At 65.4% G+C, this 10,694-nt stretch carries 14 protein-coding genes; 6 read left to right on the top strand and 8 right to left on the bottom strand.

The genetic code is table 11. The annotated features are described in order from the left end of the window. The first annotated feature begins 32 nt into the window (after positions 1 to 32). The 5 genes from MH112_RS12730 to MH112_RS12710 all read left to right on the top strand — a co-directional run bounded on the left by MH112_RS12730 (position 33) and on the right by MH112_RS12710 (position 2,638). Positions 33 to 266, top strand: coding sequence for a BolA family transcriptional regulator (locus tag MH112_RS12730; RefSeq protein WP_296568298.1), 234 nt, complete (start codon positions 33 to 35; stop codon positions 264 to 266). Positions 267 to 277: 11 nt separating this feature from the next. Next, positions 278 to 1,165 (top strand): hypothetical protein, encoded by an 888-nt coding sequence (locus tag MH112_RS12725; RefSeq protein ID WP_296568296.1) that lies wholly within the window; start codon positions 278 to 280, stop codon positions 1,163 to 1,165. 75 nt (positions 1,166 to 1,240) lie between these two features. Further along, complete coding sequence (grxD, locus tag MH112_RS12720; RefSeq protein ID WP_296568294.1) at positions 1,241 to 1,582, top strand: Grx4 family monothiol glutaredoxin; 342 nt, start codon at positions 1,241 to 1,243, stop codon at positions 1,580 to 1,582. Beyond that, positions 1,579 to 1,998 (top strand): thioesterase family protein, encoded by a 420-nt coding sequence (locus MH112_RS12715; RefSeq protein ID WP_296568292.1) that lies wholly within the window; start codon positions 1,579 to 1,581, stop codon positions 1,996 to 1,998. The genes grxD and MH112_RS12715 overlap by 4 nt, the downstream gene beginning before the upstream one ends. Positions 1,999 to 2,050: 52 nt before the next feature. Further along, positions 2,051 to 2,638, top strand: a complete 588-nt coding sequence (locus MH112_RS12710) for a DUF4126 domain-containing protein (protein WP_296568290.1) — start codon at positions 2,051 to 2,053, stop codon at positions 2,636 to 2,638. On the opposite strand, the gene MH112_RS12705 is transcribed toward MH112_RS12710, so the two are convergent. The 7 genes from MH112_RS12705 to MH112_RS12675 all read right to left on the bottom strand — a co-directional run bounded on the left by MH112_RS12705 (position 2,635) and on the right by MH112_RS12675 (position 9,123). Next, complete coding sequence (locus MH112_RS12705; protein WP_296568288.1) at positions 2,635 to 3,012, bottom strand: hypothetical protein; 378 nt, start codon at positions 3,010 to 3,012, stop codon at positions 2,635 to 2,637. The genes MH112_RS12710 and MH112_RS12705 overlap by 4 nt on opposite strands. A gap of 127 nt (positions 3,013 to 3,139) precedes the next feature. Beyond that, the gene (locus MH112_RS12700; protein ID WP_296568287.1) at positions 3,140 to 4,141 is read right to left on the bottom strand and encodes a TerC family protein; all 1,002 of its coding nucleotides are present in this window, start codon (positions 4,139 to 4,141) and stop codon (positions 3,140 to 3,142) included. Between the two features lie 277 nt (positions 4,142 to 4,418). Further along, positions 4,419 to 5,036, bottom strand: coding sequence for a 30S ribosomal protein S4 (gene rpsD, locus MH112_RS12695; protein ID WP_296568285.1), 618 nt, complete (start codon positions 5,034 to 5,036; stop codon positions 4,419 to 4,421). Between the two features lie 187 nt (positions 5,037 to 5,223). After that, entirely contained in the window at positions 5,224 to 5,916 is a 693-nt protein-coding gene (locus MH112_RS12690) for a ParA family protein (RefSeq protein ID WP_296568283.1), read from the bottom strand. A 129-nt stretch (positions 5,917 to 6,045) separates the two neighbouring features. Then, positions 6,046 to 6,921: an SDR family oxidoreductase gene (locus MH112_RS12685; protein WP_296568281.1), complete on the bottom strand. Its 876-nt coding sequence runs from the start codon at positions 6,919 to 6,921 to the stop codon at positions 6,046 to 6,048. Between the two features lie 79 nt (positions 6,922 to 7,000). After that, positions 7,001 to 8,248: a DUF1254 domain-containing protein gene (locus tag MH112_RS12680; protein ID WP_296568280.1), complete on the bottom strand. Its 1,248-nt coding sequence runs from the start codon at positions 8,246 to 8,248 to the stop codon at positions 7,001 to 7,003. A gap of 71 nt (positions 8,249 to 8,319) precedes the next feature. After that, positions 8,320 to 9,123 (bottom strand): RNA methyltransferase, encoded by an 804-nt coding sequence (locus MH112_RS12675; protein ID WP_296568279.1) that lies wholly within the window; start codon positions 9,121 to 9,123, stop codon positions 8,320 to 8,322. A 63-nt stretch (positions 9,124 to 9,186) separates the two neighbouring features. Between MH112_RS12675 and bla the strand changes: the two genes are divergently transcribed. Next, complete coding sequence (bla, locus tag MH112_RS12670; RefSeq protein ID WP_296568278.1) at positions 9,187 to 10,203, top strand: class A beta-lactamase; 1,017 nt, start codon at positions 9,187 to 9,189, stop codon at positions 10,201 to 10,203. An 18-nt stretch (positions 10,204 to 10,221) separates the two neighbouring features. Here the strand turns inward: bla and MH112_RS12665 are convergent, their stop codons facing one another. After that, positions 10,222 to 10,602, bottom strand: coding sequence for a hypothetical protein (locus tag MH112_RS12665; RefSeq protein WP_296568277.1), 381 nt, complete (start codon positions 10,600 to 10,602; stop codon positions 10,222 to 10,224). Positions 10,603 to 10,694 lie beyond the last annotated feature (92 nt).

The raw sequence follows: 10,694 nt of genomic DNA, 5'->3' as shown, positions 1-10,694 counted from the left end.
CGATAAAGATCGTCAGTAGAGAGCGATTACCCATGCCTATGACCCAGGCCGACCTGGAAGCCTCCCTACGTGAGGCTTTCCCCGACGCCCAGATCGTCATCGAGGATCTGGCCGGCGACGGCGACCATTATCGCGCGCGGATTGTCTCACCTGCTTTTGCGGGCCTGCCGAGGGTGCGCCAGCACCAGCTGGTCTATGCCGCCCTGAAGGGCAAGATGGGCGGCGAACTGCATGCGCTTGCCCTTGAGACATCCGTTCCAAGCTAGGCTGAGAGGGCATGCGCTACCGTCCCTTCGGGTTATCCGGCAAGGCCGTTTCGGTGCTGAGCCTGCTGTTACGAGACCAGGGCCGACGGGTCCCGGCGGAGGCCTGGCGCGCCCTCACGGTCAGCGCCATGGAGTGTGGCATCAACGCCTTCGAGGTCGAGGCCGGCGTGGAGCCGCTGGCCGCAGGTTTCCGCCAGGGCCTGGAAAGCGTCGAGCGACGCCTGCTGTTTGTGGCCTGGCGCATTACCAGTGACGGGCGAACACCGACCGACGCCAGGGCGATCGAGCTGGCGGTCCGAGCCGGACTGGCGCAGACCGGGGCGGCCTATTTCGACCTGCTCACCCTGGACGAGGCGGCCTATGCGACCTTGACGGCCGAGGGCGCGCGGTTGCTGGAGGATGTGCGCAATGCCGGCCTAACCCTCGAGCTGGGCGTCTCGGGTGTCGGTGCTGTCGTGGATCAGGCCGTGGCCAGCGGTGCCTTCGACGCCCTGTCGTCCCCCTTCAACCTCACCTCGGGCTGGAATGTCCGTCGACGCATTCGAGAGGCAGCCCAGCGGAACATGACCATCACCGGGTTTGACGCCTTTCCGGCCGAGCTTTGCCGTGATCCGAGCCAGGACAAGCCCAAGGGCTCCCTGTTCCGATGGCGCCGCACCCCTCATCTTCCCAGTGGCGGCTATGGTTTCCTGCATGAAACCCGCAACTGGCGGGCCGATGAGCTTTGCCTGGCCTACGCCCTGACCGAACCAGCCCTGGCCTGCGTGCAGTTCGAAGCCTACCGCCCTGAGGTGATCGAACGTCTGGCCGCGGTCCCAGACCGGGAACTGCCCCCTGGCATCGCCGCTCAGATCGAAATGGCGCGCATTGACAGCGATCCGGAGGATCAGCCCGCCTGAGCGCGGCTTGACCCGGCCCCTGCGCCTCCCTAGCTGTCTGACTGAAACTCTCTCACTCACCGAAAGGCCGTTCCCATGAGCGAGGCCATGACCGATCCCGCCCACGCCTTCATCGCCAAGACCCTGCAGGACCATCAGGTCGTGCTGTTCATGAAGGGCGTTCCCGAGCAGCCCCGCTGCGGCTTTTCGGGCCTGGTGGTGCAGATCCTCGACCATCTGGGCGTGGACTTCGTCGGCGTCGACGTCCTGCAGGACGACTCCCTGCGTGACGGCATCAAGACCTTCACCGACTGGCCGACCATCCCGCAGCTCTACGTGAAGGGCGAATTTGTGGGCGGCTCTGACATCGTCCGCGAAATGTTCCAGAGCGGCGAGCTGAAGCCCTTCCTCAGCGAGCAGGGTGTGCTGGCCGCGTGAGTCGAGCCATTGAGCCGCCGGAGGGGCGCCGGGTCTTTACCCGCAGCTTTACCCCCAGCGCGGCCGATATCGACGCCAACGGCCATGTGAACAACGTGGTCTATCTCGCCTGGGCTCAAGATCTGGCGGTCGCCCACTGGGCGTCCACCGCTCGGCCCGAGGACTCCGAGGCCATGGCCTGGATCGCCCTTCGCCACGAGGTGGACTATCGCCGCGCCCTGCTGCCGGGCGAAACCGCCCTTGGTCGAACCTGGGTGTCGGACAAGGCCGAGGGGCCCCGCTTCGACCGCTTTGTCCGCATAGACGGGCCAGATGGGGCCATGTGCGCCCAGGTGCGGACAGTGTGGTGCCTGATTGACCGCGACACTGGCCGACCTCGACGGGTACCGCCCGATATGGTGACCCGCTTCGGCTGAGGCTTCGCACAGGGCCAGCCTTGCGTCATGATGGTCGCCGCAGGAGGCGATCATGGACGGTTTCGCCAGTCTCTTTTCGGCCTTTGGCCTGGCCAGTGCGGCGGGCTTCAACGCCTTCGTGCCTTTGCTCACGGTTGGTCTGGTGGCGCGCTACACCGACCTCATCCGCCTGGCAGAGCCCTTTGATGTCCTCACCCAGCCCTGGGTGCTCGGGATCATCGGGGCCATGGCCGTCGTCGACTTTGTCGCCGACAAGGTCCCCGCAGTGGACAGCGTCTGGCACGGGATCGGCGCCCTGGTCGCCCCTGTGGCCGGCGCCATCCTGTTCGCCAGTCAGCAGAACGTACTCACAGACCTCCATCCCGCCGTTGCGGCGATCGCGGGCCTCGTGGTGGCTGGGGGCTTCCATGGCAGCCGGGCGGCGGCCCGCCCCATCTCCACGGCCACAACTGGGGGGCTGGGCAACCCGGTCATGTCTCTGGTGGAGGACGTGCTGTCTGGCCTGCTCAGCCTGCTGGCGGTCTTTCTTCCCGTCCTCGCCTTCGGCCTGGCGGGCCTCGCAGCGGTGCTCGTCATCCTGGCCCTGGTAAGCGCCAGACGGGGTCTAAGGAACCGTCAGATCCGCGCAGATACCGGCTAGAATCCTCGACGGGCGACCAAGGGGTTGAGCAGAAAGACAGGATCGCCAGATGCCAGGCCAAGTTCGGCATAGGTGAAGCTCAGGGCCACCGGCTCCGTGTTGGTTCGCTGACAGCCATCGACGCGCTTTCGGCCGAAGGCGAGCGTCACCGCCTCCCCTTGCCGCTCCACATAGAAGGCGAAGTCGGCCTTGGTGGTGCAGCCCTTGGACGCAACCGTAATGGTCAGGCTCCGCCGTCCGGCGTCGGCGGCGTAGAGCGGTTCCAACTCGGCCAAGGGGTGGCCAGATGGCACCAGGATTGGCGGCGGCGGAACCGTGGCGCAACTGGCCAGGAGGGCGGCCACCGAGGCCATCATCAGGAAACGGCGTGTCATGGTGCCACTCGGCCACAACCCGCATCGATAGAAAAGGGCCGACCTACAAAACCACGACCTTGAAGACAGAGATCACAGTGAGATCTCAGGCGGCCCGCCGGTGGGCGAGCCGCCTGAGGCCCAATAATCAGACGCCTTCGATCCCGCCCTTGGGTTGCTTGGGCTTCAGCAGCGAGAAGATCACACCGCCGGCCAACAGGCTGAGCGTGATGCCCAGCGACCAGGGGGCCGGGAACTTGCCGCCGAAGAACAGGTCGCCGGCAAAGACCTTGAAGCCAATGAACACCAGCACCAGGGACAGGGCCAGCTTCAGATAGTGGAAGCGATGGACCGCGTTCTCGAGGGCGAAATAGAGCGCCCGCAGGCCCAGGATGGCGAAGATGTTCGAGGTGTAGACGATGTACGGATCCTGGGTGATGGCGAAGATCGCCGGCACCGAGTCGATGGCGAAGACCAGGTCTGCGAACTCCACCAGCACCAGGGCCAGGAACAGGGGCGTGGCGAACAGCACAAGCTTGCCCGTGGCGGGGTCGGCCTGCCGCACGAAGAATTTGGACCCGACGAAGTCGTCGGTCACCCGCATCCGGCCGCGGATGAATTTCAAGATCGCGTTGTCGCCGAAGTCCTTGGCGGATTCTTCGTCCTCGGTGAAGAAATCCTTCAGCATCTTCAGACCGGTGAAGAGCAGGAAGGCGCCAAAGATATAGAGAACCCAGGCAAAGTTTGAAACCAGAGCGGCGCCAAGCCCGATCATGATCGCCCGCAGCACGATCACGCCAAGAATGCCCCAGAATAGCACCCGGTGCTGCAGCTCACGCGGAACAGCGAAATAGGCCAGAATGAGCGAGATGACAAAGACATTGTCGAGGGCCAGAGTCAGCTCGAGCACATAACCTGTGTAATACTCAATGGCCTTCTGAGATCCGAGGTCATACCAGACCCAGGCACCAAAGGTGAGGCCAAGGGCGATATAGGCCGAAGCGGCTTTCACCGACTCGGCCGGGCCAATGATATGGTCCTTCTTGTTGAAGACCCCCAGGTCGAGGGTCAGCACCGTCAGGACGATCCCGAGAAACAGCAGCCAGAGCCACGTCGCCTGACCGAGGAAAGGCGACATAAAAAATTGCATGAGCGCGTCCATGGGACCCCGCACCTCTCAAAGTCACGGCGCTGCGTCGGCGCCTGGAGAGAGAAAATCCGACATCATCGCGACCGCCATCGCGACCAGAGGGGCCCGGACTGAATGGCGCAATAGTGAGATCGGGATGCGAGGTCAACCATAAGCTCCAGCCAGGAACGCATCGGACTGACGGATCACTGATTGCATGATTTCGCGGGCGCCACCGACACGAGAAAGGGCCCCGGATCGCTCCGGGGCCCTTTTGAAGTCGAAGGAGATAGACGCCTTAGGAGGCGTAGAACTCGACCACCAGGTTCGGCTCCATCTTCACCGGATAGGGCACTTCGGCCAGCTCCGGGGCGCGGATGAACTTGGCCGACAGGGCCTTGGCGTCGACTTCGATATAGTCAGGAACTTCACGCTCGGCCGAAGCCATGGCTTCCAGCACCAGGGCCATGTTGCGCGAACGCTCACGCACCTCGACCACGTCGCCAGCCTTCACACGGTAGGACGGGATGTTCACGCGCTTGCCGTTCACCAGGACATGGCCGTGGTTCACAAACTGACGGGCGGCGAACACGGTCGGCACGAACTTGGCGCGATAGACCACCGCATCCAGGCGCGACTCCAGCAAGGCGATGAGGTTCTCCGAGGTGTTGCCCTTGCGACGGGCGGCCTCGGTATAGGTGCGGCTGAACTGCTTTTCGGTCAGGCTGCCGTAATAGCCCTTCAGCTTCTGCTTGGCGCGCAGCTGCAGGCCGAAGTCAGAAACCTTGGACTTGCGACGCTGGCCATGTTGGCCAGGGCCGTAGGAGCGCTGGTTCACCGGCGACTTGGCGCGGCCCCAGATGTTCTCGCCCATACGGCGGTCGAGCTTGTACTTCGCGGAATGACGCTTGGTCATTGTTCACTCTTCATCTTCGACACGGCCCGGCGCTTCCAAGAGTGGAAGCGCGATCTCAACGGCGGGGTCCGCATCACCCGTAATAGATCACGCACCGCGCGGTGAACCGCCGGTGGGAAGGGCCGGTGTATGGCGGGGTGCCAGGTCAGAGTCAAGGCGCTGGGAAGGGGCCACACCCCCACCGGCATCAGGTCTGGGCGAGGATTAAAGGCTCGGGGATCAGGGAGTCGTTGGCGGGCTTCAGGGTGGAGGTCTCGCCCCGCAGGCGACCACGTACCAGGTCAGCCAGGGCGCGGGTCTCGGCGGCCGCAGCGCCGGCTGGCTCCCATTCGGTGACCCCCAAACCGCAGGAGAGGGCCGCCTGATAGGCCTGACGAACCCGCAAGGCGATTGGGGAAACCGGAATGCCGGCGAACCTAAGGGCATCCAGGGTTCCCGCCACCACCCGCGATTCCTGGCCCTGCCGGGGAGACGGACACTGATTGAGCACGATCAGGCCCGGCGCGCGGAGCTGCCGCAGAAGATCAATCGTCTTTAGGGCTGCGGCCAGATCGAGATAGGTCGGCCGGGTCACCACCAGGCAGAGGTCGGCCACCTTGATGGCGGCGACGATGTCGGCTTCCGGTGAGGCCGGGGTGTCGATGACCAGGACCTCCCCGCCGCTCCGGCTGGAGGCGGTGGCCAGGGCAAACAGCTTTGAGGCCGAGGTTTCCACCACCGCAAGGCTATTGGCACGCAGGGCTTCACTGGAGGACCGCAGAGGATCGGCGTCAGCCAGCAAAGCTCTCTGGCCAGCCTCCCTTAGGGCGGCGGCAAGATTGACCGACACCGTGGACTTGCCGGCCCCGCCTTTCCGCGAAATCACCGCGATTGTCTTCATTGGCGTTCCCCCAAGGCCGGAACCCTAACGCCAGGTTATCCACAGAGACAAGATGTCACACCCACAGGGTGTCGGTCCAAGATCAACTCGCGCAAAGCGCGGTGGAGCCTGGGCCCTGCTGCTGAAAAATCAGGCGCGAACGCCCCCATCGACGCGCAAGTCTTCGCCGGTGACATAGCTGGCCGCAGCATCAGCCAGATACATGACGGCAAAGGCCACTTCCTCGGGCTGACCGGCGCGGCCTGCCGGCGTCCGGGCCCCAGAGGCCTGGGCCGCCCCACCCCCCATCATCGGCGTATCGATGGGGCCAGGCGACACCGCGTTCACCCGGATATTGTCACTGGCCAGCTGCAGGGCCGCTGAGCGAGTCAGGCTGAGCACAGCGGCCTTGGACATGGCGTAGGACATCACCGGACTTGAGCCCACATAGCCGAGCACCGAGGCCGTATTGATGATAGACCCGCCCCCCCGAGCCTTCAGAGCGGGAACCTGATGGTTGATGCAGCGGACCACACCTTCGACATTGGTGGCCATGATGTCGTCATGCAGCGCCCAGTTGAACGCCGCCCCCATGTCCCCGGCGCGCCCCGCGATCCCGGCATTGTTGAAGGCGATATCGAGCCCGCCATAGGTCTCAACGCAGGCGGCCACGAGGGCGGCCACTTCGGCCTCGACCCGGACATCAGCCTGTTTGAAGGTCGCCTCTCCCCCAGCGGCCCGGATCTCGGCCTGCACCTCCTGGCCAAGCCCGGCTCGACGACCGCAGAACATCACCTTGGCCCCTTCGAGGGCAAACGCCTTGGCCGTGGCGCGACCGATGCCCGAGGTGGCACCTGTAATCAGAACCACCTTGTCCTTGAAGCGACCGTGGCTAGCCATGACGCTGGCCCCCGCCGCAGGGGTCTTGAGATCAGCCGCAGAGGCCGATTGGGCCGCCAGGGCGGCAAGGCCGACGCCGCCGGCCATCAGGGCCCGGCGAGAAGGAACATTGTCAGACAGGGCCACGGGCAATCTCCAGGAGCTTGGGGGCAAAGGCGCAACGCGGCGGACCGCTCGGCACCGTGTGTTGGTTCTGCATCGCGCCTCAGGTCAGCGCCTCAATGGGCGGCAGCCGGTAGACGCCGTCAAGCAGTTCGGCCTTGGGCAGATAGGTGCGCATGAACAGGGCGAAGGGCCCCGCCGGCGCTGGCAGCCAGTTGCTCTCCAGGTCCTCTCCAGGGCTTTCGGCGCCGATCCAGATGTCCAGGGAGCCATCGGCATTGATCACTAGGCCTTCGGTCCGATCGCCGATGGCGTAGCGGTCCAAGGGATTGTCGGCGAAGAAGAACTGTCCCTCGTCCGTGGCCTCGTAGAGGCTGAGCGACCAGAAAGAATGCACCGGCGGCAGTCGGCCGGCCGGGAAATGCAGGCGATAGGCCTTCGTGCCGTCATACAGCGCCCGGGGCTGGTCTCCTCGGGCGCGCATGTACAAAGCCTCCACCGGTGGCAGGGCCGCCAGTCCCCCCAAGGCTACGGCGGCGCGGTAATGATAGTTTTGGCCGAAGTCCCCAAGAGTGGCGCTAGGGTAGGACCAGCCGTCGATGAAGGTGTCGCCGGTCAAACCGCCGCGACGGACCGCCACCCTGGCCTCCGCCAGTCCAGCCTCGATCTCAGCGGCCTCGGCGTCGGAAAAGCGCGTGGCATCAAAGCCCGCGCCGAGACCGAGGGGCGCGATCTCCTCCAGCAGGGCGCGGTCGGTCACCGGCGGCGTATTGGCCACCATCAGGGCCGACAGGGCGGTGAAGTACTCCTGCCAAGACGCGCTGCGTTTGACCGGCGCCGGGGGCGGCGGGGCGGCGGGCCCCTGGATTGAGAGGCCCGACTGCACTTGCTGGGCGCTCTCTAGGTCAGAAGCGCTGTAGACTACGATCCGGGCCAGGGCCCAGACATGGTTGGTGGGCGAACGGACCACGTGCGCGCCCTCGGCCGCCGCATTGGGGCCCACAAGGGTGAAGGTCCCACCGTTCGGGCCCGTGGTTCGCGTTCCCAGAATGGCGAAATTGTTGGAATAGGCATCCATCAGGGCCAGGGAGAAATAGCGGTCCCCCGTGGCGGGCAGGCTGAGCGTCACCGGCCCCTGAGACAGGTCCAACTGCGCCGACGAGTAGAGCGTGTCGTTGTTCGGCGTGGTCACCGCCCGGTGCTTCGGGGTGGCCAGGGCGCGCACGTGGGCCACCGTGTTGAGGCTTTGGCCAAAGGACAGGCTGCGGGCCCGGGTGGCGGCGATTTCAATCAGCGGCAGGCCATAGAGCCAAGCCTTCATCGCCGCAGTTTTCAGATCTGGTTCCGACATCGCGCGCTCCCCGTCCTACGCTTGGTTCTTATTGATCGCCAATGACTGTGGAAGTCGCCCAGGCGTCAAGGCTAGGCCCCCTCAAGATCGCCCCCGGCCTCCCGCTCAGCCTTCTGGCGGGCCAGCTTGTCCAGGACCCGACCCCGACCCCGCGACAGGGCTGTCACCACGCCGCGGAAGGTACGGACCTCCTGATCGCTGAAATTGGCCCGGCCCAAGGCTGAGCGCAGATTCTGAATCATCGACGGGCGCTTTTCCGGCGGGTGGAAGAAGCCGGCGGCGTCCAGCTCCGACTCCAGGTGGCCATAGAGACCCATCATTGCCGACTGATCGGCCGGCGGTGGGGCGTCACGGAAGCGCGGCGGTGGACCCGCGTCCTGGGTCAGACGCCACTCATAGGCGGTCAAGGCCACGGCCTGAGCAAGGTTGAGGGAATGAAACCGCGGGTCTACCGGGATTGTGACCACCGCCTGACACAGGGCCACGTCAGCAGTTTCCAGCCCAGCCCGCTCGGCACCGAACAGGAGCCCAACCTTCTGGCCGACCGCCACCCGGCTGGCGAGATCGGCCGCAGCCTCCCGGGGCGTGATCACCGGCAGCTGCAGCTCCCTTGGACGGGCGGTCGTGGCCAGCACAGCCTTCAGGTCGGCGACGGCCTCGGCCACGCTGCCAAAGACCTGCGCACCGTTCAGGGGCCAGTCAGCGCCCGAGGCCGACGCCCAGGCACGCTCCTGGGGCCAACCGTCACGGGGATTGACGAGGCGCAGGTCCTCAAGACCGAAATTGGCCATCACCCGGGCCACAGCCCCGATGTTCTCGGCCAACTGCGGGGCGGACAGGATAATGGTTGGCGCGGTTGAGGAACTTAAGGTCATCTGCGGGTTTTGGGTCCTAGGGGCAGCGGCGCGCAAGAGGTTCGCTGCTGTCCGGAGCATTTCATGATGCAACAAGTTCTCCTGCTGATGGCTGTGCTCATGGTGGCAGCCTGTGACCCCGACCTGCCGCAGACGGTCTCCACCACCCCGGCCCTGGATGCCCATCACCTGGACAAGGCCGGCGCGGATCTGACCGCTCGGACCGCGCCGGCCCGCTTGGGTGCCGCAGTGATGAACCTGGAGAACGGTGAACTGTGGGCCATCAACGGCAGCGATCGCTTTCCCATGCAAAGCGTCTTCAAGGCCCCCCTGGCCGCCGCTGTCCTGGCCGAGGTGGATGCTGGCCGGCTGAGCCTGGAAGAAACCCTCACAGTCGGCGACAAAGACCTCTCGCCGCCGTTCAGCGCCGTGTCACAAGCCTATCCAGGGCGGCTTAGCTACACGGTGGCAGAGCTCCTGAGCCTCAGCGCCGGGCGCAGCGACAACACCGCCGCAGATGTCCTGATGGGCCGTATCGGCGGCCCGGGTGCCGTCACGGCATGGCTGCGCAGCCACGGCATCGACCACATGCGCATCGACCGCTATGAGCGGCAATTGCAGCCTGAAGTCGCCGGGCTCGACTCCTTCCGGCCGATCTGGAAGAGCGAGGCGGCCTACCGAGAAGCCCTGGCAGCGACAGCGCCGGAGGTCCGGCGCGCCGCCATGGCGCAACATCTCAGCGACCCCCGTGACACCACCACACCCCGGGATGCTCTGCTGTTCCTGGCCATGCTGGCCCGGGGCGAACTGCTGTCAGAGGCCTCCACAGCCCGGCTGCTCAAGATCATGGAAGACACCCCCACCGGCGCCAATCGCCTGGCCGCAGGTCTGCCGGCCGGCACCCGGCTGGCGCACAAGACCGGCACAGGTCGGACCGACCAGGGGCTCAACCCCGCCACCAATGATATGGGCCTGATCACCCTGGCGGATGGGCGGCAGTATGTGGTGGCGGTCTTCCTGTCCGGATCGACCCTGTCTGAACCTGAGCGCGAGGCGGTCATCGCCGACCTGGCCCGCGCGGTGGTGGTGGCAGCGCGCTGATCGCACGACCTCAGGCATCTAAGGGCGAGCGCCCTCATGGACCCCATCGGGGCGACCAGGTCCCAGCCGCCGAATCGCCCCCCGCAGCCGAACGCTGCTGTTTTCTCCGCCATAGACCCTGACGGGCGCGGCCCGGCGCTCGCAAAGCGCCTGCAGAATATCCGCCGAGCTTGGGAATAAGGGCCAGGCGGTCAGACGCTCAATTGGAGCGCCAGCAACCCGCAACCCCGCCACCGAAATGGTCAGGCTCTGTCCCAAGTCTGGGCCGAAGTTACGGAAATTGCTGATCTGTCCCCGAATCCGTCCGCGGCCATGGGGCCCGTCATAGTCCCAGGGTTCGGCCACCATCAGCAGCACAGGCGCCCCGATCAGGGCCGAACGGGGAACCGGGGAATTCATCAGCGCCTAACTAACAGCAGGCCATGACGTTCTGGTGTCAGATACGATTGCGTCCATCCTGGCTTTGCGCCCCGGCGCAGGCCTTGTATACG

The organism is Phenylobacterium sp. (assembly GCF_022402485.1).
Lineage (GTDB): Bacteria > Pseudomonadota > Alphaproteobacteria > Caulobacterales > Caulobacteraceae > Phenylobacterium.
Note: the sequence above shows the minus strand (reverse complement) of the source record. Positions and strands in the feature narration are given on the sequence as shown.

Coding starts and splice junctions, on each gene's coding strand:
- MH112_RS12725 (WP_296568296.1), top strand. CDS start 278: ATGCGCTACCGTCCCTTCGGGTTATCCGGCAAGGCCGTTTCGGTGCTG.
- grxD (WP_296568294.1), top strand. CDS start 1,241: ATGAGCGAGGCCATGACCGATCCCGCCCACGCCTTCATCGCCAAGACC.
- MH112_RS12675 (WP_296568279.1), bottom strand. CDS start 9,123: ATGACCTTAAGTTCCTCAACCGCGCCAACCATTATCCTGTCCGCCCCG.
- MH112_RS12680 (WP_296568280.1), bottom strand. CDS start 8,248: ATGTCGGAACCAGATCTGAAAACTGCGGCGATGAAGGCTTGGCTCTAT.
- MH112_RS12705 (WP_296568288.1), bottom strand. CDS start 3,012: ATGACACGCCGTTTCCTGATGATGGCCTCGGTGGCCGCCCTCCTGGCC.
- MH112_RS12665 (WP_296568277.1), bottom strand. CDS start 10,602: ATGAATTCCCCGGTTCCCCGTTCGGCCCTGATCGGGGCGCCTGTGCTG.
- MH112_RS12710 (WP_296568290.1), top strand. CDS start 2,051: ATGGACGGTTTCGCCAGTCTCTTTTCGGCCTTTGGCCTGGCCAGTGCG.
- MH112_RS12730 (WP_296568298.1), top strand. CDS start 33: ATGCCTATGACCCAGGCCGACCTGGAAGCCTCCCTACGTGAGGCTTTC.
- rpsD (WP_296568285.1), bottom strand. CDS start 5,036: ATGACCAAGCGTCATTCCGCGAAGTACAAGCTCGACCGCCGTATGGGC.
- MH112_RS12690 (WP_296568283.1), bottom strand. CDS start 5,916: ATGAAGACAATCGCGGTGATTTCGCGGAAAGGCGGGGCCGGCAAGTCC.
- MH112_RS12700 (WP_296568287.1), bottom strand. CDS start 4,141: ATGCAATTTTTTATGTCGCCTTTCCTCGGTCAGGCGACGTGGCTCTGG.
- bla (WP_296568278.1), top strand. CDS start 9,187: ATGATGCAACAAGTTCTCCTGCTGATGGCTGTGCTCATGGTGGCAGCC.